General features: G+C 70.7%; 21 protein-coding genes. 7 read left to right on the top strand and 14 right to left on the bottom strand.

Annotated features, from left to right (window positions below; all coding sequences use genetic code 11):
- Positions 1-13: 13 nt before the first annotated feature.
- Entirely contained in the window at positions 14-388 is a 375-nt protein-coding gene (locus ACWEN0_RS36900; RefSeq protein ID WP_451984269.1) for a MarR family winged helix-turn-helix transcriptional regulator, read from the bottom strand.
- A gap of 86 nt (positions 389-474) precedes the next feature.
- On the opposite strand from ACWEN0_RS36900, the gene ACWEN0_RS36895 reads away from it, so the two are divergent.
- Positions 475-1,932, top strand: a complete 1,458-nt coding sequence (locus tag ACWEN0_RS36895; protein ID WP_451984267.1) for an MFS transporter — start codon at positions 475-477, stop codon at positions 1,930-1,932.
- Positions 1,933-1,983: 51 nt separating this feature from the next.
- Here the strand turns inward: ACWEN0_RS36895 and ACWEN0_RS36890 are convergent, their stop codons facing one another.
- The 9 genes from ACWEN0_RS36890 to glyA form a co-directional block, all read right to left on the bottom strand.
- Positions 1,984-3,327 carry a S1C family serine protease gene (locus ACWEN0_RS36890; RefSeq protein WP_451984265.1) on the bottom strand — a complete coding sequence of 448 codons (1,344 nt, stop codon included), beginning with the start codon at positions 3,325-3,327 and terminating at the stop codon, positions 1,984-1,986.
- A gap of 134 nt (positions 3,328-3,461) precedes the next feature.
- Positions 3,462-3,998 (bottom strand): cyclodeaminase/cyclohydrolase family protein, encoded by a 537-nt coding sequence (locus ACWEN0_RS36885; protein ID WP_451984263.1) that lies wholly within the window; start codon positions 3,996-3,998, stop codon positions 3,462-3,464.
- Between the two features lie 3 nt (positions 3,999-4,001).
- Entirely contained in the window at positions 4,002-6,437 is a 2,436-nt protein-coding gene (locus ACWEN0_RS36880; protein ID WP_451984261.1) for a GcvT family protein, read from the bottom strand.
- Between the two features lie 10 nt (positions 6,438-6,447).
- Positions 6,448-7,290: a formyltetrahydrofolate deformylase gene (gene purU, locus ACWEN0_RS36875; protein ID WP_451984259.1), complete on the bottom strand. Its 843-nt coding sequence runs from the start codon at positions 7,288-7,290 to the stop codon at positions 6,448-6,450.
- The gene (locus ACWEN0_RS36870; protein WP_451984257.1) at positions 7,287-7,754 is read right to left on the bottom strand and encodes a sarcosine oxidase subunit gamma; all 468 of its coding nucleotides are present in this window, start codon (positions 7,752-7,754) and stop codon (positions 7,287-7,289) included. The genes purU and ACWEN0_RS36870 overlap by 4 nt, the downstream gene beginning before the upstream one ends.
- Positions 7,744-10,317, bottom strand: a complete 2,574-nt coding sequence (locus tag ACWEN0_RS36865; RefSeq protein ID WP_451984255.1) for a 2Fe-2S iron-sulfur cluster-binding protein — start codon at positions 10,315-10,317, stop codon at positions 7,744-7,746. Before ACWEN0_RS36865 ends, ACWEN0_RS36870 begins: the two co-directional genes overlap by 11 nt.
- Positions 10,314-10,592 (bottom strand): sarcosine oxidase subunit delta, encoded by a 279-nt coding sequence (locus ACWEN0_RS36860; RefSeq protein WP_451984253.1) that lies wholly within the window; start codon positions 10,590-10,592, stop codon positions 10,314-10,316. Before ACWEN0_RS36860 ends, ACWEN0_RS36865 begins: the two co-directional genes overlap by 4 nt.
- Before the next feature lie 8 nt (positions 10,593-10,600).
- Positions 10,601-11,815, bottom strand: coding sequence for a sarcosine oxidase subunit beta family protein (locus ACWEN0_RS36855; protein WP_451984251.1), 1,215 nt, complete (start codon positions 11,813-11,815; stop codon positions 10,601-10,603).
- A complete protein-coding gene (gene glyA, locus ACWEN0_RS36850) occupies positions 11,812-13,086 on the bottom strand; it encodes a serine hydroxymethyltransferase (protein ID WP_451984249.1) in 1,275 nt (424 codons plus the stop codon). Before glyA ends, ACWEN0_RS36855 begins: the two co-directional genes overlap by 4 nt.
- 57 nt (positions 13,087-13,143) lie before the next feature.
- Between glyA and ACWEN0_RS36845 the strand changes: the two genes are divergently transcribed.
- Complete coding sequence (locus ACWEN0_RS36845) at positions 13,144-13,791, top strand: GntR family transcriptional regulator (protein WP_451984247.1); 648 nt, start codon at positions 13,144-13,146, stop codon at positions 13,789-13,791.
- Here ACWEN0_RS36845 and ACWEN0_RS36840 read toward each other — a convergent pair.
- The gene (locus ACWEN0_RS36840; RefSeq protein ID WP_451984245.1) at positions 13,788-14,909 is read right to left on the bottom strand and encodes an aromatic ring-hydroxylating oxygenase subunit alpha; all 1,122 of its coding nucleotides are present in this window, start codon (positions 14,907-14,909) and stop codon (positions 13,788-13,790) included. The two genes, ACWEN0_RS36845 and ACWEN0_RS36840, sit on opposite strands and share 4 nt — an antisense overlap.
- Before the next feature lie 272 nt (positions 14,910-15,181).
- Positions 15,182-15,760, bottom strand: a complete 579-nt coding sequence (locus tag ACWEN0_RS36835) for a TetR/AcrR family transcriptional regulator (protein WP_451984243.1) — start codon at positions 15,758-15,760, stop codon at positions 15,182-15,184.
- A gap of 159 nt (positions 15,761-15,919) precedes the next feature.
- Here ACWEN0_RS36835 and ACWEN0_RS36830 point away from each other — a divergent pair, with 159 nt between their 5' ends.
- From ACWEN0_RS36830 to ACWEN0_RS36810, 5 genes are all read left to right on the top strand, one after another.
- Positions 15,920-17,386, top strand: coding sequence for an aldehyde dehydrogenase family protein (locus ACWEN0_RS36830; RefSeq protein ID WP_451984241.1), 1,467 nt, complete (start codon positions 15,920-15,922; stop codon positions 17,384-17,386).
- Between the two features lie 32 nt (positions 17,387-17,418).
- Positions 17,419-18,987: an amino acid permease gene (locus tag ACWEN0_RS36825; protein ID WP_451984239.1), complete on the top strand. Its 1,569-nt coding sequence runs from the start codon at positions 17,419-17,421 to the stop codon at positions 18,985-18,987.
- Between the two features lie 8 nt (positions 18,988-18,995).
- Entirely contained in the window at positions 18,996-20,654 is a 1,659-nt protein-coding gene (gene betA, locus ACWEN0_RS36820; protein ID WP_451984237.1) for a choline dehydrogenase, read from the top strand.
- A 181-nt stretch (positions 20,655-20,835) separates the two neighbouring features.
- Positions 20,836-21,156, top strand: coding sequence for a bifunctional 3-phenylpropionate/cinnamic acid dioxygenase ferredoxin subunit (locus ACWEN0_RS36815; RefSeq protein WP_451984235.1), 321 nt, complete (start codon positions 20,836-20,838; stop codon positions 21,154-21,156).
- Complete coding sequence (locus tag ACWEN0_RS36810; RefSeq protein ID WP_451984233.1) at positions 21,153-22,295, top strand: NAD(P)/FAD-dependent oxidoreductase; 1,143 nt, start codon at positions 21,153-21,155, stop codon at positions 22,293-22,295. The genes ACWEN0_RS36815 and ACWEN0_RS36810 overlap by 4 nt, the downstream gene beginning before the upstream one ends.
- A 96-nt stretch (positions 22,296-22,391) precedes the next feature.
- On the opposite strand, the gene ACWEN0_RS36805 is transcribed toward ACWEN0_RS36810, so the two are convergent.
- Positions 22,392-23,378: a hypothetical protein gene (locus tag ACWEN0_RS36805; protein ID WP_451984231.1), complete on the bottom strand. Its 987-nt coding sequence runs from the start codon at positions 23,376-23,378 to the stop codon at positions 22,392-22,394.
- Positions 23,375-23,923, bottom strand: a complete 549-nt coding sequence (locus ACWEN0_RS36800; RefSeq protein WP_451984229.1) for a hypothetical protein — start codon at positions 23,921-23,923, stop codon at positions 23,375-23,377. Before ACWEN0_RS36800 ends, ACWEN0_RS36805 begins: the two co-directional genes overlap by 4 nt.
- Positions 23,924-23,952 lie beyond the last annotated feature (29 nt).

Genomic DNA, 23,952 nt, shown 5'->3' with positions numbered 1-23,952 from the left:
GCGTGGGCCGAGGTCAGCGAAGCGTCTCGTTCAGCACTTCGCGGTGGGTCTGCTTCGCCGCGAGATAACGCTCGCGGCCGGCGTCGGTGAGGGTCACGAAGATGCCGCGCCGGTCGACTTCGCAGAGCGCGCGCTCGACCAGGCCTTCCTTCTCGAGGCGGGCGACCAGGCGTGACGTGGCGCTCTGGCTGAGGTGGATGGCCTCCGTGAGGTCGGCCGACCGGCACTTCGCATCGCCCGTCGCGACCCGCTCCAGGGCCTCGAACTCGTTCGCGCCGATGCCGTGGCGTTCCTGGAGGCGGCACTCGAGCGTGCTGAACACGGCCGAATAGCGCGCCAGCAGCTCGTGCCACTCCTGCACCAGACCTTGCTCAGCGACGTCGCTCACGGCGACCAACTTAGCATGCGCACGCATCTGATGCAAACACATTAAATGCGTCGACATTAGATGCGTGTGCATGTACTGTCGCCGGCATGAGCTCTTCCGTGTCCTTGTCCACCACCACGACCCGGTGGGACGCACGTCTCTGGGGTGTCCTGCTCACCGTCTCGATCGTCATCGGCCTCGACGCGCTCGACGTGTCGATGGTCGGGGTCGCGCTCCCCGCGATCCAGGCCGACCTCGGCCTGTCCACCAGCGCACTGCAATGGGTCGTCAGCGGCTACGTCCTCGGCTACGGCGGGCTGCTGCTGCTCGGCGGGCGCACCGCCGACCTGCTCGGGCGGCGGCGCGTGTTCCTCGTCGCCGTCGCCGTGTTCGCGCTGGCCTCCCTGCTCGGCGGCCTCGTCGACGACGGCGCGCTGCTCATCGCGAGCCGCTTCGTCAAGGGCCTGGCCGCCGCCTTCACCGCGCCGGCCGCGCTGTCCATCATCACCACGACGTTCCAGGAGGGCCCGGCCCGCAACAAGGCGATCAGCATCTTCGCCGTGTTCGGCGCGAGCGGCTACTCCGCCGGGCTCGTGTTCTCCGGCCTGCTGACCGAGGTCGGCTGGCGCTGGACGTTCCTGCTGCCCGCGCCGATCGCGCTCGTCGCCCTGGTCGCCGCGTGGAAGCTGATCCCGTCGTACGCGCGGGAAGAGGGCCGCGGCTACGACTTCCCGGGAGCCGTCACCGGCGCCGCCGGCTCGCTGCTGCTGGTCTTCGGCGTCGTCGAGGCGCCGGAGGTCGGCTGGGCCGCGCCGCGCACGCTGATCACGTTCGTCGTCGCGCTCGCCCTGCTGGTGACGTTCGTGGTCATCGAGAAGCGCAGCAGCCACCCGTTGCTGCGGCTGGGCATCCTGCGGTCGGGCCCGCTCGCCCGGGCGAACCTCGGCGGCGCGCTGTTCTTCGGCGCGTACATCGGGTTCCAGTTCGTCGTGATGCTCTACCTGCAGCGGGTGCTCGGCTGGTCGGCGCTGCAGACCGCGCTCGGCTTCCTGCCGGCGGCGCTGATCGTGGCGTTCGGTTCGCCGCGCATCGAGCCGCTGATCGACCGCGTCGGCACACCGCGCACGATCTTCGCGGGCGTCGTCGCGCACGTCATCGGCTACGCGCTGTTCCTGCGGATCGACGAGCACTCGGGCTACGCGGGGTACGTGCTGCCCAGCATGATCCTGCTCGGCATCGGCTTCATGCTGGCGTTCTCGTCGCTCAACATCCAGGCCACGGCCGGGATCTCGGACAACGAGCAGGGCCTCGCGGGTGGTTTGCTGAACACGTCGCTGCAGGTCGGCGGCGCGATCGGGCTCGCGGTGGTGACGGCGGTCCTGACCGCCAACGGTGGCCGTGAAGCCTCGCCCGCCGCGCTGCTCACCGGCTTGACCCCGGCGCTGAGCGTCGTGACCGGCATCGCGGTGCTGGGCCTGCTGATCGCGATCAGCGGCCTGGTCGCGCGGAAGCGGACCGTCGCGGAGCCGGTCCCGGAGGGCGACCTGCTGGCCCTCGCCGACTGAGCCCGGCGCCGGTCGTGGGCGGTCTTCCCGCTCACGACCGGCGCCCGTCCGTCAGCCGACCGGGCCTTCGATCGCCTTGACCTGAATCTGCTGCTGCGCTCCCGACGCGTCCGACACCGTGAGCGTCAGCTGGTCGCCCGGGTGGTGGGTGTCCATGACCGTGGTCAGCGTCGTCGCGGAGTCGATCGCCTTGCCGTCGATGGCCGTGATCACGTCGCCGGCCGCCAGGCCGGCCTGCTGCGCCGGGCCGCGCGCGACCACGTCGCGGACCTGGGCGCCGCCCTGGCCCTGGGCGTCCGTCACCGAGACGCCGATGAACGCCGTCTTGCCGATGTGGACCTTGTCCGACGCCGTGCCGGCGACGATCTGGTGCGCGATGTCGACGGCCCGGTTGATCGGGATCGCGAAGCCCTGCCCGCCCGCGCCGCTGCGGCGGCCGTTGAGCTGGTAGCCGGTGGACGCGGCCGTGTCGACGCCGATGACCTGCGCGTTCGCGTTGACGAGCGGGCCGCCGGAGTCGCCGGACTCGATGTTCGCGCGGACCTGGATCAGCCCGGTGAGCTGCTCGGACGACCCGCTGGACTCGTCGGAGGCGGTGATCGACTGGTCGAGCGCGGCCACCGTGCCGGCCGCGGGGACCGGGTCGCCGCCCTTGCCGCCCGCGTTGCCGAGCCCGAGGATCTGGTCGCCGACCTTGACCGTGGACGAGTCCCCGATGGACGCGGCCGTCAGCCCGGAGGCACCCTCGAGCTGGATCACGGCGACGTCGTCGCCGCGGTCGTAGCCGACGACGTGCGCCTTGTACGTGTCCCCGGTGCCGATACTGGTCACCTTGATGCTGGTCGCGCCCGCGACGACGTGGTTGTTCGTCAGGACCTCGCCGTCGGGGGTGAGCACGATGCCGGTGCCCGCCGCGGCCGCGCCCTGCAGGCCGAGCTCGGTGTTGACGTTGACGATGGCCGGCTTGACCTTCTCGGCCACGGCGGCGGCGTCGAGCGTGGTGGTGTTCGAGGCGCTGGGCTGCCCGGAGAAGCCGAAGTTCTGGTTGCCGCTCGCGGCCGGGGCGTTCGAGGCCGAGATGAGGTGCCCGATCCCGAGTCCTGCGACGACGGCGAGCGCGACGGCGACGATCGCGACGGTCAGCGCCCGGAAGGGGTGCCGTTTCCGCGGCGGGGGTGGCACCGGTGGCGGGTATCCGTAGCCGTAAGGAGCACCCTCTTGGCCGTACCCTTGGTGGCCGTACGGCTGGGTGTAGGGGTGCTGCTGGGGATACGGGTTGCCCCACTGGTCGCGGGGCTGCCCGTACTGGTGGTCGTACGGCTGCTGGTAGTAGCCCTGGCCGTAGCCGTACGGGTACTCGCCGCCGCCCTGCGGCCCTCGGTCGTACTCGCTCATGCACAGCTCCAGCCCTCGACAAGCCTCCGGCCGTTCCAGGAAACGCCGCTTTCCTGAGAATTTCCTGGCGCGCTTCCATGGACTTGCTGTGGATGTACCCGCCGCGAGCGCCGGACATACCTCCGTGATCGACGTTACGCCACCACCGCTTCCCTGATAGCCGCCGTCAGCGCGTCCGCACGGGCGTGGAGCGCGCCCACGCCCGCCACGACTTCACGCAAGGCGGCGTCGTCCGGCAGTCCCGCCAGGTGGACCTCGATGGTCACCCGGGCGGTCGACGCCGCGGCGCGGGCGGCTTCGACCGCCGCCGCCAGGTCCGGGTCCGGCGCCAGGCGCGACGCCAGGTCCAGGACCACGGACGCCGCGGCGATGACGTCCGACGGGGGCACGCACGCGCCTCGCCGGGCGTCGGCCAGGGCGCGGTCGCGCAGGTCACCGGGTGGCTGACGGCGGGCGCGGACGACCGTCCGGGCCGCGTGCGCCTCCTTCTCCGCCAGCCGCAGCGCGTGCATGCTCAGCGCCTCCGCCTCGGCCACCACCTCGCGGTCCTCGGCGCAGTGGGCCACCAGAGCCGCGGCCTGGGAGACGTGCAGCGCCGCCGTCGCGCCGCCGCCGGGGGACCCCTCCGACGCCAGGGACTTCAGGTAGTCGCTCAGGATCTGGTCACGCATGACTCACCGCCTGATTCGTTCCATGCCGGGGTCGACCAGCGGCTCGGCGGCCACGGTGGCCGCGACCCGGCGGCCGAAGTACTCGATCTCGACACTGCTTCCGACGTCCGCCGAAGCCGGCAGCCACGCGTACGCGATCGGCCGGCCGATGGTGTACCCGTACGCCGCGCTCGTGACGTAGCCCGACGCGACGCCGTCGACGAACACCGGTTCCTTGCCCAGCACGACGGTCCGGCCGTCGTCGATCGTCAGGCACCGCAGCCGCCGCGACGCCGTTTCCTCACTGCGGCCCTCGATGGCGTCCAGGCCAAGGAAATCGCCCTTCGCCGGCCGCACCGCGAACGCCAGGCCGGCCTCGTACGGGTCGTGCTCGGTCGTCATGTCGGTGCCCCACAGCCGGTAGCCCTTTTCGAGCCGAAGGCTGTTGAACGCCGCCCGCCCGGCCGCGATGACGCCGTGCTGCTGCCCGGCCGCCCACAGCGCGTCCCACAGCCGCAGGCCGTTGTCCGCGCCGGTGTAGATCTCCCAGCCGAGTTCGCCCACATAGGACAGTCGCATCGCGACAACGGGCACCCCGGCGATCCGCGCCCGCTTCGCGCGGAAGTACTTCAACGCCGTGTGCGAGAAGTCCTCCTGCGTCAGCGGCTGCACGAGGTCCCGGGCCAGCGGGCCCCAGACGCCGATGCAGCAGGTCCCGCCCGTGATGTCCCGGACCTGCACCCCCGCGGGCGCGTGCTTCACGAGGTGGTCGACGTCGATCGTGCCGTTGATCCCGGCCTGGAACAGCTCCGGCCCGAGCCGCGCCACCGTGACGTCGCTGCGGACGCCCCCGGCGTTGTCCAGCATCAGCGTGTAGGTCACCGAACCGACCGACTTGTCGAGCTGGTTGGTCGTCAGCGACTGCAGGAACTCCAGCGAACCCGGCCCGCTGACCTCGACGCGCTTCAACGGCGTCATGTCGTACATCGCGACCTTGTTCCGCGTGTGCCACGCCTCGGCCGCCGCGATGGGCGAGTGGAACTGCGCCGACCACGCGTCGCGCGCCGGCGGCAACGCGTCGAACGGCAGCTTCTTCAGCAGCGGCGCGTTGGCCTCGAACCAGTGCGGCCGCTCCCAGCCGCCCGCCTCCAGGAACACCGCGCCCAGCTCGCGCTGCCGCGTGTGGAACGGTGTCACGCGCAGGTTGCGCGGGGAAAGCTTGGGCTGCAACGGGTGCAGAACGTCGTAGACCTCGACGAAGTTCTGCTGCGCCGTCTCGTGCACGTACGACGGGGCGAGCTGGACGTCCTCGAAGCGGTGGACGTCGACCTCGTGCAGGTCCACTTCGGAGTGTCCCTCGACGAGCACCTCGGCGACGGCCTTGGCGATGCCCGCGGAGTGCGTCACCCAGATCGCCTCGGCGATCCAGAAGCCGCGGACGTCGGGTGACTCGCCGACCAGCGACTGGCCGTCCGGGGTGAACGAGAAGATCCCGTTGAAGCCCTCTTCGACCTTCGTCTGCCGCAGCGCGGGCAGCAGCAGCTTGCTTTCTTCCCACGACGGCGCGAAGTCGTCCTCGGTGAAGGGCAGCATCGACGGCATGGCCGTCCCGCTGACCGTCGGATCCAAAGTGGACTCCTCGACCGGCATCGGCCGGTGCGCGTAGGAGCCGATGCCGATGCGGTCGACGTGCTCGCGGAAGTACAGGTCCTGGTCCTGGTGCCGCAGGATCGGCAGGCTCGCCTCGACCTCTTCGGTGTTGCGCCCGACGAGTTCCGCGACCTGCCCGGTCTTCACGTACTGGTGCGCCAGCGGCAGCAGCGGGACGTCCATGCCGACCATCGCGCCGATCTCGCGGCCCCAGAACCCGGCGCACGACACGACGACGTCGGCCGGGAAGTCGCCCTGGTCGGTCCGGACGCCCGTGACGCGCCCGCCTTCCTGCAGGACGTCGGTCACCTTCGTCGAGCCGACGAACCGCGCACCGCGCGAGGTGGCCCGGTCGGCGAGCACGGCCACGGCCTTCGCGGCCCGCGCCAGGCCGTCGGTCGGGGTGTGCAGCGCGCCGAAGACCTGCGACCCGTCGAGCAGCGGCCAGCGCGAGACGCACTCGCCGGCGTCGATGAGCGAGCCCGGCACGCCCCAGGACTGCGCCCAGCCGTGCTTGCGCTTGAGGTCCTCCCAGCGCGCCGGGGTGGTCGCGACCTCCATGCCGCCGACCTGGAGGAAGCAGTCCAGGTCGAGGAGCTTCTCGACGGTGTAGCGCGCGAAGTCGGTCATGGACTTGGACGCGTTCGTCTGGAACACCAGGCCGGGCGCGTGGGACGTCGACCCGCCGGTGCGCGGCAGCGGGCCCTGGTCGAGCACGGTGACGTCGGCCCAGCCGCGGGCGGTCAGCTCGTCGGCCAGGTTCGCGCCGACGATGCCGGCGCCGATGATGACTACTCGCGGTGCGGTCATGGCGGAACTCCTAACGGAAGACGACGGTGCTGTTGCCGTTGAGCAGGACGCGGCGTTCGCAGTGCCAGCGGACCGCGCGGGACAGGGCGAGGGCTTCGGCGTCGCGGCCGACGGTCACGAGCTCGCGCGGCGAGTACGTGTGGTCGACGCGCTGGACCTCCTGCTCGATGATCGGGCCCTCGTCGAGGTCGGGCGTGACGTAGTGCGCGGTCGCGCCGACGTACTTCACGCCCCGGTCGTAGGCCTGGTGGTAGGGCTTGGCGCCCTTGAAGCCGGGCAGGAACGAGTGGTGGATGTTGATCGCGCGGCCTTCGAGCTTCTGGCACAGCTCGTTGGACAGCACCTGCATGTACCGCGCGAGCACCACCAGATCCGCTTCGTACTCGCCGACCAGGTCGAGGAGCCGCTGCTCGGCCTCCGGCTTGGTCTCCGGCGTCACCGGGACGTGCACGAACGGGACGCCGGCCGCTTCGGCCATCGGCCGCAGGTCCTCGTGGTTGGAGACCACGACGGCGATCTCCGCGCCGAGGCCGCCCGCGCGCCAGCGGAACAGCAGGTCGTTGAGGCAGTGCCCGAACTTCGACACCATCACGAGAACCCGCGGCGGCGTCCCGTCGGAGAACCCGAACTCCATGCCGAAGTCCCCGGCCACCGGCGAGAACGCGCGCGTCAGATCGTCCACAGTGTGCTCTTCGGCGCACTTGAACGACGTGCGCAGGAACAGGGAGCCGCGGACGTCGTCGTCGAACTGCTGGTGCTCGACGATGTCGCAGCCCTGCCCGACGAGGAACGTCGTGACGGCGTGCACGATGCCCGCGCGTTCCGGGCACTTGAGCGTCAGGGTGAAGGTCACGAGGCGTACTCCAAGCTCGCGTCGGCCAGCCACGCGTGGAAGTAGTCCGAAAAGGACTGTCGCACGAGGATCGTGAAGCCCTCTTCCCGGACCATGAGCACGATCCCGGTCCGGGCGAGCAACGTCTGCACGCACGTACCCGGCGTCGCCGTCTCCAGGTCGATCGAGCACCCGTGCGCGAGCACGTCGGCCGCGTGCTCCCCGGTCAACCGCACGACGTTCCGCTGCGCCGACACGTCCACGACGGCGTCACTTTCCCGGGAAAGTGACGCTTCCAGCTCGGTTTCGCGGCCGGGTTCGGCGAGCACGAGGTACTCGTCGGGGCCCATCCAGAGGATGTCGACGCCGTTGCCGCTGGTGAAGGTGCACGGGTCCGGCAGGGCGACGCCGAGGAGGGTGTCGCCCCCGCGGAGGCGGACGGTGAGCTGGGTGCGGAGCTTTTCTTCGACCGCTTCAGCCGTCACGGCGGGCTCCTTCCTTGTCGAAGAGCACGGATTCGGTCACGGTCACCGGCACGACCTGGTCGCCGACTGGGACGTACAGCGTCTCGCCGACGCGCTCACGTCCGGAGCGCACCAGGGCCAGCGCGAACGTCCGGCCGAGGGCGGCGCTGTCGTAGCTGGAGGTGACGTGGCCGAGCATCCGCACCGGCGGTTCGGGCACCGTCTCGGACTCGATGATCTGCGAACCCTCCGGCAGCAGCACCGAGGGATCGACCGGGAGCAACCCGACGAACTGCTTGCGGTCGGGCCGGTTGTTCTCGGCGCGGGCGAACGAACGCTTGCCGATGAAGTCGGCCTTCTTCTTCGACACCGCCCAGGACATGCCGAGGTCCTGCGGGGTGACCGTGCCGTCGGTGTCCTGGCCGATGATCGGGTAGCCCTTCTCGGCGCGCAGGACGTGCATGGTCTCGGTGCCGTACGGCGTGGCTCCTTCATCCACTATGGACTGCCAGACGTGCGTCCCGTGCCACGAGCGGACGTTGATCTCGTAGGCCAGCTCGCCGGAGAAGCTGATCCGGCAGACCCGGGCCGGGGTCCCGGCGACCTCGGTGTCCTGCCAGGTCATGAACCCGAAGGCGTCGTTGGAGACGTCGAGGCCGGGCGCCAGGCGGCCCAGTACCTCCCGGGAACGGGGGCCGACGAGCGGAATCGTGGCCCAGTGCTCGGTGACCGACGTGGCGTAGACGCGCAGGTGCGGCCACTCCGTCTGCAGCCACTCCTCCATCCACTCCAGGACCATGGCCGCGTTGCCGGTCGTGGTGGTGACGAGGAAGCGGTCCTCGGCGACGCGGATGACCGTGCCGTCGTCGATGACCATGCCGTCGACACCGCACATCACGCCGTAGCGGATCCGGCCGACGCGCAGGGTGCTCATCATGTTCGTGTAGAGCATGTCGAGGAACCAGCCGGCGTCCGGGCCCTGGACGTCGATCTTGCCCAGCGTGGACCCGTCCATCAGCGCGACGTCGTTGCGGGCGGCGCGGCATTCGCGCTTCACGGCGTCGTGCATCGACTCGCCGGGCCGCGGGTAGTACCACGGCCGCTTCCACTGGCCGACGTTCTCGAACTCGGCGCCGTGCTCGACGTGCCACGGGTGAATGGTCGTGACGCGCACGGGGTCGTGCAGCTCACCGCGGTCGCGGCCGGCCAGCGCGGCGAACGCCACCGGCGTGTAGGGCGGCCGAAACGTCGTCGGGCGCCGGTCGGCGAGGTCGACGCCGAGGGCGTCCGCGGTGATGCCCGCGGCGAGCATGCCGGACGTCTTGCCCTGGTCGTGCGCGGTGCCGATGGTCGTGTACCGCTTGACGTGCTCCAGCGAGACGAGCCCGGCGCCGGTGGCGCGCAGGACGTCGGACACCGTCGCGTCACGCTGCTGGTCGACGAACCGGGTGTCCATTTCGGACTCCGGCGCGGGCACCTGCCACAGCACCTCGGTCTCCGGCAGGCCTTCGCCCGCGGCGGCGCCGACGACGCCCACGTTCGGCAGGTCACCGGCCGGGACGTACGCACCGAGGTCCGAGGAGTACCGCAGGGTGCCGCGGGCCTGGCTGTAGAGGTGCACGGCCGGGTTCCAACCGCCGGACACGAGCAGCAGGTCGCACTCGACGCGCACGCCGTCCGTCTCGCCCAGCGGGGCGACGTGCACCCCGGTGAGGTGGGTGTCGCCGTCGGTCCCGTAGACCCCGCTTCCGGTGCGGACTTCGATGCCGCGGCTGTCGGGCGCGTGGTCCCGCGCGTCGATGATCATCGCGATCTCGGCGCCCGCCGCGGCGAGGTCGAACGCGGCGTCGTACGCGCTGTCGTTGGTGGTGAACACGACCACGCGCTTCCCGGCGAGCACGCCGTAGCGGTTCAGGTACGTGCGCGCGGCGGAGGCGAGCATGATGCCCGGACGGTCGTTGTCCGGGAACACGATCGGCCGCTCGTGCGCGCCGGTCGCGATGACGATCCGCTTCGCGCGGATCCGCCAGACGCGCTGCCGCGAAATCCGTTCGGGCGCGGCGGGCTCGCCCCGGCGTTCCAGGGCCAGCACGAAGCCGTCGTCGTAGATGCCGAACGCCGTGGTGCGCGGGAGGAACCGGACCCCCTCGGGAGCTTCGCCGCCGGGTTGGTCGTCCACGAGCAGGACCCGGCCTTCCGCGGCCCGCGCCGCCGCCAGGCCCGCGGGTCCGGCGCCGATGACCAGGACGTCGCAGTGGGCGTGCTTGGCGTCGTACCGCGCCGGGTCCGGCTCGGTGGCCAGCCGCCCCTGACCTCGCAAACCACGGGCCTCCAGGCCGTCGTAAAGCTCGACGGTGGTCGCGCTCAGCACCGGCTCGGGGAACGGCTTTTCGATCTGCACCAAGGCGTTCGAGTCTTCGACACCGGCGCCGAAGATCCCGCGCGGCCGTCCGTACTTGATGCTCGTCGCGACGTGGTGGACGCCGTTGGCCAGCAACGCGGAGGCGAGGGTGTCGCCGAGGTAGCCGGTCAGCTCGCGGCCGTCGAAGGTGAACTTGAGCGGCACTCCGGACAGTCGGGTCATGGGATCACCGGCCTGGGCTCGTCGAGGCGGTAGACCGCCAGGAGGTCGTGGGTGCGGGTGTCGCGAACGGCGTTGAACCAGCGGCGGCAGCCCGCGGAGTGGCTCCAGCGCTCGGCGAACGGCCCGCTCGGGTTCTCGCGGAAGAAGACGAACTTCGCCCACTCCTCGTCGGACAGCGCCGACGGATCCTCGGGATACGCGACGTGCGCCTGGCCGCCGTAGTGGAACTCGGCTTCCTCGCGCGGCCCGCAGAACGGGCATCGGATCAGCTGCATGAACGCTCCTAATGCGCGACGGCGGCGGCGCCGTGCTCGTCGACGAGGGCGCCGGTGGTGAACCGGTCGAGGGCGAAGGGCTCGGCGTACTCGTGCGGCTTGCCGCGCGCGATGGTGTCCGCGTAGACGTCGCCGACGCCCGGCGTGGCCTTGAAGCCACCGGTCCCCCAGCCGCAGTTGAGGAACAGGTTCTCCACCGGGGTGAGGCCGATGATCGGCGACGCGTCCGGGCTGACGTCGACGATGCCCGCCCACGTCCGCAGCAGGTGCGCCCGCGCGAACACCGGGAACAGCTCCAGCGCGGCGGCCATCTGCTGCTCGATGATGTGGAACGAGCCGCGCTGGCCGTAGCCGTTGTAGCTGTCGATGCCCGCGCCCATCACGAGTTCGCCCTTGTGCGCCTGGGAGACGTAGACGTGCACGGCGTTCGACATGACGACCGTCGGGTGGATGGGCTCCAGCAGCTCCGACACCAGCGCCTGCAACGGGTGGGACGTCAGCGGCAGGTCGAGACCGACCATGCGAGCCAGCACCGACGTGTGCCCGGCCGCGCACAGCGCGACCTTGTTCGCGGCGATCCGGCCCCGTGACGTCTCGACGCCGGTGACGCGGCCACCGCTCGTGGTGATGCCGGTGACCTCGCAGTTCTGGATGAGGTCGACGCCCAGTTCGTGCGCGGCCCGGGCGAAGCCCCAGGCGACGTAGTCGTGCTTCGCGATGCCCGCGCGCGGTTGGAAGGTCGCGCCGAGCACCGGGTAGCGGACGTCCGGCGAGGTGTTGACGATCGGGCAGATCTCCTTGACGCCGACCGCGTCCACCCACTCGGCGTCGATGCCGTTGAGCTTGTTGGCCTCGACGCGCCGCACGCTGTCGCGGACGTCCTGCAGGCTGTGCGCGAGGTTCAGCACGCCGCGCTGGCTGAACAGGATCGGGTAGCCGAGGTCCTCTTCGAGGCCTTCCCACAGCTTGAGGGAGTGCTCGTAGATGCCGGAACTCTCGTCCCAGAGGTAGTTGGAGCGGATGATCGTCGTGTTGCGGGCCATGTTCCCGCCGGCGAGCCAGCCCTTCTCGAGCACGGCGACGTTCGTGATGCCGTGCACCTTGGCCAGGTAGTACGCGGTGGCGAGGCCGTGCCCACCGCCGCCCACGACGATGACGTCGTAGGCCTTCTTCGGTTCCGGGTTGTCCCAGAGGAAGTCCGGGTGCTCCGGCAGGTCGGTCATCGGGTCTCCTCCCCGGGGTACAGCGGGAACGCCTCGGCCAGCGCGGTGACGCGGGCCCGCAGCTTCTCGACGTCGTAGCCGGGCCTGAGCGCTTCGGCGATGACGTCGGCGGCTTCGCGGAACTCGACGTCGCCGAAGCCGCGCGTGGCCAGGGCCGGCGTCCCGATCCGCAGGCCGGACGTGACCATCGGTGGCCGCGGGTCGAACGGGACGGCGTTGCGGTTCACGGTGATGCCGGCCTCGTGCAGCCGGTCTTCGGCCTGCTTGCCGTCCAGCTCGGAGTTCCGCAGGTCGACGAGCACGAGGTGGACGTCGGTGCCGCCGGTCAGCACGGAGATGTCCGGTTCGGTCACCAGCCGTTCGGCCAACAGCTTCGCCCCACGCAGGGTCCGTTGCTGGCGTTCGACGAACGCGGGTTCGGAAGCCATCTTGAACGCGACGGCCTTGGCGGCGATGACGTGCTCCAGCGGGCCGCCCTGCTGGCCGGGGAACACCGCGGAGTTGACCTTCTTGGCCAAGGCCGGATCATCGGTCAGCACGACGCCGCCGCGCGGGCCGCCGAGCGTCTTGTGCGTGGTGGTCGTCGTGACGTGCGCGTGCGGCACCGGCGACGGGTGCAGGCCCGCGGCGACCAGCCCGGCGAAGTGGGCCATGTCGACCATGAGGTACGCGCCGACCTCGTCGGCGATCTCGCGGAAGCGGGCGAAGTCCAGCTGACGCGGGTAGGCCGACCAGCCGGCGATGATCAGCTTCGGCCGGTGTTCCCGCGCGAGCCGGGCGACCTCGTCCATGTCGACGCGGAAGTCCTTTTCGGACACTTCATACGCGGCGACGTCGTAGAGCAGGCCGGAGAAGTTGATCCGCATGCCGTGCGTCAGGTGGCCGCCGTGGGCCAGCGAGAGGCCGAGGATCTTGTCGCCGGGCTTGAGGAGGGCGGCCATCGCGGCGGCGTTGGCCTGGGCGCCCGAGTGCGGCTGGACGTTGGCGAACCCGGCGCCGAACAGCGCCTTGACGCGGTCGATGGCCAGCTGCTCGAGCACGTCGACGTGCTCGCAGCCGCCGTAGTACCGGCGTCCGGGGTAGCCCTCGGCGTACTTGTTGGTGAGCACCGAGCCCTGGGCCTGCAGCACGCTCAGCGGGGCGAAGTTCTCGCTGGCGATCATCTCGAGCGTCGTCCGCTGGCGGCGCAGCTCGGCGCCGATCGCCTCGGCCACCGCCGGGTCGTACTCGGTCAGGGACCGGTTGAGCACTGGGTCGATCGTCGAGGTCATCCAAAGCTCCGTCTGGTCGACTTCTGATATATCAATCGTCGATGTAGGCTAAGCGCCATGCACCCGCAGGTCAATCCCCCGTCGCTGGCCGAACAGGCGTACCTGTTCGTCCGCGACCAGCTGGTCATGCTCGACATCCGGCCCGGCGACCCCATCAACGAGGAGTGGCTCGGTACCACGCTCGGCATGGGCCGCACGCCGATCCGCGAAGCGCTGAAGCGGCTTGAGTCCGAACACCTGGTCGTCGCTTACCCGCGGCGGGGCACGTTCGCCACCGACGTCCACATCTCCGACCTCGCGCACATCTCCGAAGTACGGCGGACGCTGGAGCCGATGGCCACGGCCGCCGCCGCCGAGCGCGCGACGACGGCGGACCGGGACGTCCTGACCGGGCTGCGCGCGCAGCTCGACGCCGGCGTCCCCGCCGGGGACAACGCCGAGCTGCTGCGCACCGACCTCGCCCTGCACCGGGCGATCTACCGGTGCGTGCACAACCCGTTCCTCGAAGACACGCTGATCCGGTACGACAACCTCGCGACGCGGATCTGGTGCGTGTTCGTGCCCCGGCTGTCCGGGATGGCCGGCCACGTCGACGAACACGTCCCGCTCCTCACCGCAATCATCGAGGGCGACGCCGAGAAGGCGGCCGCGTTGACGCTCGAGCACGTCACCGGCTTCGAGGCCGCCATCCGCGCGTTGATCTAGACCGCCAGCCGGGCACGAACCCAGTCGTGGAAGGCGCCGATGTGGTGCTCACTGGGCACGAGCACGCCGCCGTTGGCGTACGAGCGCGAGTCCATGGCGAGCTGACAGCGTTCGCAGGCCTCGAAGTCCTGCAGGTTGACGCGGTGGAACAGCTCGACCGACCGGCTCAGGTCCTTCCCGGATTCGACGACCTCGGGCAGGTACAGCCAGTCGCAGCGCACCAGCGTCCGGTCGGGGGCCAGCGGGAACATCCGGTGGAAGATCACGTGGTCCGGGACGAGGTTGACGAACACCCCCGGCTTGATCGTGATGGCGTAGTACTTGCGGTCCTGCGCTTCGGTGACACCGGGGAGGCGGTCGACGCCCGCGGAGCCGTCGATGGTGAAGCCCTGGATCTCGCCGCCGAACTCGGCGCCGTGGCCGACGTAGTACTGCGCGGCGTAGCCGTCGGCGAACTCCGGGAGGACCTCGGTGAGCTCCGGGTGGATCGTCGCGCAGTGGTAGCACTCCATGAAGTTCTCGATGATCTGCTTCCAGTTCGCCTTCACGTCGTACTCGATGCGCTTGCCCAGCGCCAGGCCGTCGATGCCGTAGGCGTCGATCTCGGTGGGCCCGCCGAGGCGTTCGGTGACGGCGCCGACCACGGTCTCCTCGAACGACGGCGGCTCGTCGGCCAGGCAGACCCAGGCGTAGCCGAGCCACTCGCGCAGGTGCACCCTCGTGAGGCCGAACTCGGTGCGGTCGACGTCGGGCATCCCGGTGAGGTTCGGCGCGGCGATGAGCTTGCCGTCGAGGCCGTACGTCCAGGCGTGGTACGGGCACTGGAAGGACCGCTTGACGGTACCGGTTTCGGCCGTGCAGAGCCGCGCGCCGCGGTGGCGGCAGACGTTGAGGAAGGCGTTGAGCTTCCCGTCCCGCCCCCGCGAGATCAGGACGCTCTCCTTGCCGACCTGGACGGTCTCGAACGACCCCGGCGTCGGCAGGTCCGCGCCGCGCACGGCGCAGAACCAGTCCGCCTCGAAGATCTTCGCCTGCTCCAGCGCGAAGACCGTCGGGTCGGTGTAGGCGGAGCCGGGCAGCGTGGCGAGCAGGCTCGGCGGGAGATCGGTAGTGGTCACGGCGTGGGTCCTCTCCGCGATCAGTTCGGGAGTAGTTGCGGAAGACGCGTCATGTTGCTCACTCCGGAACAGAGTGACTGCCACCCAGACCCATGTCAACCCACGTTTTTCACGGCCCCGCACCAGATTTCCGGCACGTTTCGGGCATCACGCGTGATTGAGCGGGCATCACGCGTGATTGCCGGGGCATCACGCCGATGCCCGTCCAATCACGGGTGATGCCTCCTCAATCACGGGTGATGCCTCCTCAATCACGCGTGATGCCCGCTCGGTCACATGGCTGGGCCGTGGATGGCGCGGCGGAAGAGGGTTTCGATCTCTTCGCGGGTCGGGCGGGGGTCGGCCAGGGCCGCCTGCATCAGCAGGCCGCAGAACAGGCCGGCCAGCAGACGGCCGGTCAGCGCGTCCGTGCGGGAGCCGAAGAACGCGACGAGCGCGTCGTCCCAGGCCGCGCTCGCCTTGCGGAGCCGGGGGCGGTGCAACGCCGCGACGTACAGGTCGTACTCGACGACCGTCGCCCGGTACTGCTCGTTGATGTAGCCCATGACGAGGTCGGCGAGCGCCGCGGCGAAGTCGGCCTCCGGCGGCAGCGCGGCTTCCCACTCCTTCAGCGCGTGGACGTTCTTCTCGGCGGCCTCGACCAGCGCGACCTCCAGGAGGTCGTCCAGGGTCGCGAAGTGGTAGGTCGTCGAGCCGAGCGGGACGCCCGCGGCGGCCGCGACCGCCCGGTGGGTGAGCCCGTCGATGCCCCGCTGGGCGACGACCTCGATCGCCGCCTCGGCGATCCGCGCCCGCCGTTCGGGGTCGTTCGGGCCCCGGCGGCGCGTGGCCGTGGAGTCGTTCTTCGACATCGGTGTCGTGCCGCCCCTTCGTGCCGGTGTGCGCGACGAACCGGATCGTCGCACGTCACCTCGTGAAAACCCAGTTGTGGACATCTGTACACCTATCGCGTACAAATGTACGCACTCAGGACGCCGCACAGCCACCACCGATCCGGGGAAGGACGTGGCGTGAAGGACCTCCACATCGACGGAATCTGGTTGGACGCGTCCACCGGGACGCGCTCCGACGTGCTGAATCCCGCCACCGGCGAGGTCATCGTGACCGTCGCCGAAGCGGGCGCCGCGGAGGTCGACGCCGCTGTCAGAGCCGCCAGGCGGGCCTTCGACGAGGGCCCGTGGCGACGCACCACCGCCACCGAACGCGGCGCGCTCCTCCGGCGCACCGCCGACCTGCTGGTCCGCGACCGCGAAGAACTCGCCCGCACCGAGAGCCTCGACACCGGCAAGACGCTGGGCGAAGGCGGCATCGACATCGACGACGTCACCAACGTCTTCCGCTACTACGCCGACCTCGCCGACAAGGACGCCGGCCGCCTGGTCGACGCGGGCAGCGCGAGCGTCGTCAGCCGGATCGTGCACGAGCCGGTCGGCGTCTGCGCGCTGATCGCGCCGTGGAACTACCCGCTGCTGCAGATGTCGTGGAAGGTCGCGCCCGCGCTGGCCGCGGGCAACACCGTCGTGCTCAAGCCCAGCGAGGTCACGCCGCTGACGACGATCAAGCTCGTCGCCCTGCTGGAAGAGGCCGGCGTGCCGCACGGGGTCGTCAACCTCCTGCTCGGCGACGGCCGGGTCGGCGCCACGATGGTCGAGCACCCGGCCGTCGACCTGGTCTCCTTCACCGGCGGCTACGCGACGGGCGAGAAGATCATGACGGCCGCCGCGAAGGGCGTCCGGCGCGTCGCGCTGGAGCTCGGCGGCAAGAACCCGAACATGGTCTTCGCCGACGCCGACTACGACACCGCGCTCGACTACGCCCTGATGGCGGCGTTCGTCCATTCGGGACAGGTCTGCTCGGCGGGCGCGCGCCTGATCGTCCAGGATGGGATCCATGACCGGTTCGTGGCGGACCTCGCCGCGCGTGCCGACCGGATCCGGGTCGGCGACGGCCTCGACCCCGCGACCGAGACGGGCCCGCTCGTCTCGGCGCAGCACCGCGCCAAGGTCGAGGGGTACATCGCGGGCGCGATCGAAGCCGGCGCGACGCTCCGGGCGGGCGGCAGCCGGCCGGAAGGCCGGGAGTACGAAAGCGGTTTCTTCCTGCGCCCGACCGTGTTTTCCGACTGCACCAGGGACATGGCGATCGTCCGGGAAGAGGTCTTCGGCCCGGTCGTCACCGTGGAACGCTTCACCGAAGAGGCCGACGCGATCGCGCTGGCCAACGACACCGAGTACGGGCTCGCCGGGGCCGTGTGGACGTCGGACGCGTCCCGCGCCCAGCGAGTCGCCGGGGCCCTGCGCCACGGCACCGTGTGGATCAACGACTACCACCCCTACCTGCCGCAGGCGGAGTGGGGCGGGTTCGGGAGATCCGGCATCGGCCGCGAGCTCGGACCGTCCGGGCTGGCGGAGTACCAGGAGAGCAAGCACATCTACCAGAACATCGAGCCCGTTCCGCAGCACTGGTTCAAAGGCTGAATTCCCCTCCCCCACCACGTGAGGACGTTGCCATGACCACCCAGGAAAAGCCGGCGGGCGGGGGGCCTGCTGCCGACGACAGCTCCGAACTCGAAAAGTTCGGCTACCGCCAGGAGCTCGAGCGCTCGCTCGGCTCGTTCTCCAGCTTCGCCGCCGGGTTCAGCTACATCTCGATCCTGACCGGCGTGTTCCAGCTCTTCTTCTTCGGCTTCGGGTCGGGGGGCCCGGCCTTCATCTGGACGTGGCCGCTGGTCTTCCTCGGCCAGCTCGCCGTCGCGCTGTGCTTCGCCGAGCTCGCCGGCCAGTTCCCGCTCGCCGGGTCCGTTTACCAGTGGGCCAAGCAGATCGCGAAGCCCGCGACGTCGTGGCTGGCCGGCTGGATCATGATCATCGGCGCGATCGTGACGGCGGCCGCCGTCGCGGTGGCCTACCAGATCATCCTGCCGCAGGTCTCGACCGCGTTCCAGATCGTCGGCAGCGACTCCGACGCGGGCCTGACCTCGACGCCCGGCGGCGCGCAGAACGCCATCATCCTGGCGCTCATCCTGGTCGTGTTCGCCACGGTCGTGAACATCATCGGCGTCAAGCTGATGGCGCGGATCAACAACTTCGGCGTCGCGGTGGAGCTCGGCGCGAGCATCCTGCTCGTGATCGCGCTGGCCATCCACATCAAGCGCGGCCCGGGCCTCGTCTTCGACACCCACGGCACCGGCGAAGGCCAGTCGTGGGGGTACTTCGGGGCCTTCCTGGTGGCGTCGCTGATGAGCGCGTACGTCTTCTACGGCTTCGACACCGCGGGCTCGCTGGCCGAGGAAACCACCCAGCCGCGCCGGCACGCGCCGCGCGCGATCCTGCGCGCCCTCACCGCGGCGTTCATCGTGGGCGGCCTGATCATGCTGTTCGGCATGATGGCCGTCGGCAACCTGAACGCCGACGAGCTCAGCACGTCCGGCATGCCGTACCTGCTCAAGAGCACGCTCGGCGACGGTCTGGGCGACGCCTTCCTGATCTGCTCGGCGATCGCGATCACCGTGTGCTGCCTGGCCGTGCAGACCGCGGCCATCCGGATGACGTGGGCGATGGCCCGCGACGGGCGGCTCCCGTTCAGCCGCGCGATGGCGAAGGTGTCGCCGCGGTCGAAGACGCCGGTGCTGCCGGCGCTGCTGACCGGCGGCCTCACGATCGTGGTGCTGCTGATCAACCTCGGCAACCAGCGGGCGTTCTTCATCCTGACCTCGACCGCGATCGTCCTGTTCTACATCCCCTACCTGATGGTCACCGGCCCGATGCTCGTCCGGCGCCTGCGCGGCGGCTGGCCGCGGCCGGAGCACGGCCCGTACTTCAAGCTCGGCCGCTGGGGCACGCTGGTGAACCTGGTCGCGGTGCTCTACGGCGCCGCGATGACGGTCAACCTGATCTGGCCGCGGGCCGAGGTCTACGGCACCGACCACTGGTACTTCCAGTGGGGCGCGGTGATCGTCACCGGGCTGATCGTGATCATCGGTGCGATCATGCTGTACGTCCGGCGCCGCACCTGGGGTTCGTCGCACACGAGCCCCGAGCACATGCCCGACAACGCACCGGACACCCTGCCCGGCTAGGAGACGCCATGAGTTCCGATTCCTACGACTTCGTCATCGTCGGCGGTGGCTCGGCGGGCTGCGCGCTGGCGAACCGGCTTTCCGCCGACCCGTCGAACAAGGTCCTCGTGCTGGAGGCCGGGCGGTCCGACTACAAGTGGGACGTCTTCATCCACATGCCGGCCGCGCTGACGTTCCCGATCGGGTCGAAGTTCTACGACTGGGGCTACCGCAGCGAACCCGAGCCGTACATGAACCGCCGTCGCATCTACCACGCGCGCGGCAAGGTGCTCGGCGGGTCGTCCAGCATCAACGGGATGATCTTCCAGCGCGGCAACCCGATGGACTACGAACGCTGGGGCGCCGACCCCGGGATGTCCACTTGGGACTACGCGCACTGCCTGCCGTACTTCAACCGCATGGAGAACTGCCTCGCGGACGCCCCGGACGGGAAGTGGCGCGGCCACGACGGTCCCCTGGCGCTGGAGCGCGGCCCGGCGTCGAACCCGTTGTTCCAGGCCTTCTTCGACGCCGCCGAGCAGGCGGGCTACCCGCGCACCGACGACGTCAACGGCTACCGCCAGGAGGGCTTCGCGGCGTTCGACCGCAACGTCCGCAAGGGACGGCGGCTGTCGGCGGCGCGCGCGTACCTGCACCCGGTCATGGACCGGCCGAACCTGACCGTGAAGACGCACGCGTTCGTGTCGCAGATCCTCTTCGACGGCACCCGCGCGATCGGCGTCGAGTACGCCGAAGGCCGCGGTGCCCCGGGCGAGGTGTACGGCAAGGAGATCATCCTCTGCGGCGGCGCGATCAACAGCCCGCAGCTGCTGCAGCTTTCCGGCGTCGGCAACGCGGCCGAGCTGGAGAAGCTCGGCATCGACGTCGTGAAGGACCTGCCGGGCGTCGGCGAAAACCTGCAGGACCACCTGGAGGTGTACATCCAGTACTCCTGCAAGCAGCCGGTGTCGATGCAGCCGTCGCTGGCGAAGTGGAAGCGCCCCTACATCGGCGCGCAGTGGCTGTTCCTGCGCTCCGGGCCGGCCGCGACGAACCACTTCGAAGGCGGCGGGTTCGTCCGGTCCAACGACGAGGTGAAGTACCCGAACCTGATGTTCCACTTCCTGCCGGTGGCGATCCGCTACGACGGGTCGGCGCCCACGGAAGGCCACGGCTACCAGGTGCACGTCGGCCCGATGTACGCCGACACCCGCGGCTCGGTGAAGGTCACTTCGACCGACCCGCGGCAGCACCCGGCGATCAAGTTCAACTACCTGTCGACGGAGAACGACCGTCGCGAGTGGGTCGAAGCCGTGCGGGTGGCGCGGAAGATCCTCAACCAGTCCGCGCTCGACCCGTACAACGGCGGGGAGATCTCGCCGGGGCCGTCGGTGGAGACCGACGAGGAGATCCTGGACTGGGTCGCGAAGGACGCCGAAACCGCGCTGCACCCGTCGTGCACGGCCAAGATGGGCGTGGACGAGCTGTCCGTCGTCGACCCGCAGAGCATGCGGGTGCACGGCACCGAGGGCCTGCGCGTCGTCGACGCGTCCGTGATGCCCTACATCACCAACGGCAACATCTACGCGCCGGTGATGATGACGGCCGAGAAGGCCGCCGACCTCATCCTCGGCAACACCCCGCTCGCCCCGATCAAGCTGCCGTTCTACCGGCACGGGGAGAACTAGCCCGGACGCACGAGCGCCCGTACCGCCATCCTCGGTACGGGCCTCCGGCGTGCCCGGATTATCCGTTAGCGGGTAACGAAAACTACCGGGGCGTACCCCCTTGACGGCGCTCGGTGCCGTCTTCACACTTGTTGCGGATCGCAGTCGATGTTCCCCAATGCGCAACAGTCTCGGAGGACCCATGATTCGCGCGTGCACCGTCGACGAGCTGCCCCCCGGCGAGTCCGTCCGGATTCCCGGGGCCCCCGCCATCGCGGTGTTCAACACCGAGGACGGCGAGCTGTACGCCATCGACGACACGTGCACGCACCAGGACGCCTCCCTGGCCGACGGCTGGCTCGAAGGCTGCTTCGTCGAGTGCCCGCTGCACGCGGCGCTGTTCGACCTGCGCACCGGCATGCCGAGCTGCCTGCCGGCGAAGGACCCGGTGCGCACGTACCCGGTCCTCGTCGAAGACGGCGTCATCTACGTCCAGGGCACGGCCCAGGAAGACGCGGCGTGAAGCGCGTCGCGGTCGTCGGCGCCTCGCTCGCCGGGGTCCGCGCGGCGCAGGAGCTGCGCGCGCAGGGCTACGACGGCGGGATCGTGCTGATCGGCGAGGAGCGGCACCTGCCCTACGACCGGCCACCGCTGTCCAAGGCCTTCCTGGCCGGAACGGCGTCGCCCGCGTCGCTGGAGCTGCTTGACGCCGGGGACCTCGCCTCGCTGGCGCTCGACTTCCGGCTGGGTGTGCGGGCGACGGGCTTGGACCCGGCCGCGCGCCGGGTGCTGCTGTCGGACGGCGGCTCGGTGCACGCGGACGGCGTCGTCATCGCGACCGGCGGCCGGGCACGCACGCTGCCGGGCTTCGAGGGCGCCCACACGCTGCGGACCCTCGACGACGCGGTGGCGTTGCGCTCGGCCCTGGTGCCCGGCGCGCGGGTGGCCATCGTCGGGGCCGGGTTCATCGGGGCCGAGGTGGCCTCGACGTGCCGCTCGCTGGGGCTCGAGGTGACGGTCCTGGAGGCGTTGCCGGCGCCGCTCGCGCCCCTGCTGGGCCCCGAGCTGGCCGCGGTGTGCGCCCGGTTGCACACCGACCACGGCACGGATCTGCGGTGCGGGGTTCAGGTTTCGGGACTCTCGCCCGCCGGCGTCGAGCTGGCCTCCGGTGAGCTGGTCCCGGCCGACGTGGTCGTGACGGGCGTCGGCATGACCCCGTCGACCGACTGGCTGGCGGGCTCGGGGTTGGAGGTCGGCAACGGCGTCCACACCGACGCCGGGCTGGTGACGTCGTTGCCCCAGGTGGTCGCGGTGGGCGACGTCGCGCGCTACCACGTTTCCGGCGAGGGCCGGCGGCACGAGCACTGGACGAACGCGTCGGAGCAGGCACCGGTCGCGGTCGCGAACCTGCTCGCCGGGCACACTTCGCGGACGTACGTGCCGAGCGGATACGTGTGGTCGGACCAGTACGCGGGCACGCTGCAGCTGGCGGGGCACCCGTTGCCGACCGACAAGCTGACGTTCGTGGACGGCGATCCGTCGGCGTCGTCGTTCGTGGCGACCTATGAACGCGACGGCTCGACGGTGGGCGTGTTCGCGTTGAACAACGCGAAGTTGTTCAACCGCCTGCGCCGCCCCCTCCGGCGGCCGGCGGTCGTCTGAAAGTCCAACGCTTCACCCACATCGAGCCGACTCTTCCCGAACCCCGGGCTTTGACGCCCGGGGAACCTGGGCCGCCCCCTCGGCACCGCGGCAGACCTACAAAGCCAGGTCGTCGAGGTCGGTCTCCAGCCGTGCTCGCCAGGTCCAGCGGCGCTCGGTCTTGTCCGCGTCCTCGCCCGGCGGCGGGCCCAGCGGCAGCGTCGGATCGGCGATCCGGAACGTCACCCGGTACGCCAGCACCGACGCGGCCGTCCGGATCCACGCGTCACCCGAAGCGCCCGACGGCGGGGCCACGCCCAGTGCGTGCCCGAACCACGTCGGCAGCAGGGCGTTCGAGCCCAGCGCGTCCGTGATCCGGGTCCGCAGCCGCACCTGCAGGTCGTGCCACGCGCGCTCGGCCCGCTCCAGCTGCGGCACCACGCGCGCCTCCACCGCGTCCGCCTCGCGCAACGCCAGCCGGGCCTGGTCCGCCGCCGCGACGGCCGCCGGGATCTCCTCGTCCAGCAACGTCCGGCGCCGCGTCGACAACGCGCGCAACGACGACTCCGCGTCCCCGCGGGCGCGGGAGCCCCGATCGGTGGAAGCCAGGACTCCGATCACGCCGAGCAGGTCGGCGTCGCAGCGCTCCAGCGCGGACCGCACCGACGACAGGCGTTCGATCTCCTGCTCGTGCCGCGCCCGCTGCTCCTTCGTCACCAGCTCCTTGTGCAGGTCGTCCCAGCGCGCCGCCTCCGCCGCGAGCGCGCGCGTCTCCGCGCCGACGTCGTCGAGGTTCACCTGCGGCACGCCGTCGGACACGCGGACCGCGCGCTCCAGGGCCTGCACCTGCTGCTGCAGCCGGTCCAGCCGCCTGCCGAGCAGGTCGAGCCGGTCCTCCTGGCGGTGCGCGGTGCCGGATTCGAGCCGCTCGGTCAGGTCGGCGACGTCCTGCCGGCGGCGGTCGTCGGTCTCCTCGACGGCCGCGCGCAGGCCGTCGACCGCCGCGAACAGCTCGTCGAGGTCGCGCCGCGTCGGGTCGACGGGCTCCTCGTACTGCTCCGAGAACTCCGGATCGTCGCCGTAGGTCGCGTAGCCGTGGCTCACGGGATCCGGCTTTCCCGCCACAGCAGGCCGCACGTGCCCGCGACGCCCAGCGCCGTCAGGATCGTGCACACCACCGTCCCCGGCCAGGAAACCAGCGCGAGCACCAGCACCGCGGCCGTCACGCTCCCCGCCCACGCCGCGCGCGTCCGCTCGCGGATGACGTCGCCGACGCGGCGGACCGGGCCGAAGCCGATCCACAGGCCCGCGGCGAACAGCGGGACCAGGGCCAGCAGCCACACCGGCGAGAGCACCTCGAACAGCACCAGCGCCGCGGCCACCAACGGCACCAGCACCGGGGCGGCCGCGAGGTACACGACCGCACGCTGCGTCGCCGCGTGCCGGGACTCGAGCTCGGCGTTGGCGAGCCGGTGCTTCGCGTCGTCGAACGCGACCTCGGCGTCGAGCAGCCGGTGGGCCGTCGCGACGAGGTCGTCCATCGCCTCGACGTCTTCGGGCGGGGTCGCCAGCCCGTCGCGAAGGTCCTGCTTGAGCCGCGCCACGCGCCCTTCCGCGAGGTCGCGGTCGTGCTGGGCTGGAGTCGTCACGCGAACACTTTAAGTGCCACGACCGTCAC

The sequence above is a fragment of the Amycolatopsis sp. NPDC004378 genome (assembly GCF_053602455.1).
The sequence above is the reverse complement of the archived record's forward strand: the minus strand, read 5'-3'. Positions and strand labels throughout refer to the sequence as shown.

Excerpts from the sequence above, each read along its gene's own strand:
- ACWEN0_RS36825 (WP_451984239.1), top strand. The coding sequence starts at position 17,419 with ATGACCACCCAGGAAAAGCCGGCGGGCGGGGGGCCTGCTGCCGACGAC.
- betA (WP_451984237.1), top strand. The coding sequence starts at position 18,996 with ATGAGTTCCGATTCCTACGACTTCGTCATCGTCGGCGGTGGCTCGGCG.
- ACWEN0_RS36835 (WP_451984243.1), bottom strand. The coding sequence starts at position 15,760 with ATGTCGAAGAACGACTCCACGGCCACGCGCCGCCGGGGCCCGAACGAC.
- ACWEN0_RS36880 (WP_451984261.1), bottom strand. The coding sequence starts at position 6,437 with ATGACCGCACCGCGAGTAGTCATCATCGGCGCCGGCATCGTCGGCGCG.
- glyA (WP_451984249.1), bottom strand. The coding sequence starts at position 13,086 with ATGACCTCGACGATCGACCCAGTGCTCAACCGGTCCCTGACCGAGTAC.
- ACWEN0_RS36845 (WP_451984247.1), top strand. The coding sequence starts at position 13,144 with ATGCACCCGCAGGTCAATCCCCCGTCGCTGGCCGAACAGGCGTACCTG.
- ACWEN0_RS36815 (WP_451984235.1), top strand. The coding sequence starts at position 20,836 with ATGATTCGCGCGTGCACCGTCGACGAGCTGCCCCCCGGCGAGTCCGTC.
- ACWEN0_RS36855 (WP_451984251.1), bottom strand. The coding sequence starts at position 11,815 with ATGACCGACCTGCCGGAGCACCCGGACTTCCTCTGGGACAACCCGGAA.
- ACWEN0_RS36890 (WP_451984265.1), bottom strand. The coding sequence starts at position 3,327 with ATGAGCGAGTACGACCGAGGGCCGCAGGGCGGCGGCGAGTACCCGTAC.
- ACWEN0_RS36860 (WP_451984253.1), bottom strand. The coding sequence starts at position 10,592 with ATGCAGCTGATCCGATGCCCGTTCTGCGGGCCGCGCGAGGAAGCCGAG.
- ACWEN0_RS36895 (WP_451984267.1), top strand. The coding sequence starts at position 475 with ATGAGCTCTTCCGTGTCCTTGTCCACCACCACGACCCGGTGGGACGCA.
- ACWEN0_RS36865 (WP_451984255.1), bottom strand. The coding sequence starts at position 10,317 with ATGACCCGACTGTCCGGAGTGCCGCTCAAGTTCACCTTCGACGGCCGC.
- ACWEN0_RS36885 (WP_451984263.1), bottom strand. The coding sequence starts at position 3,998 with ATGCGTGACCAGATCCTGAGCGACTACCTGAAGTCCCTGGCGTCGGAG.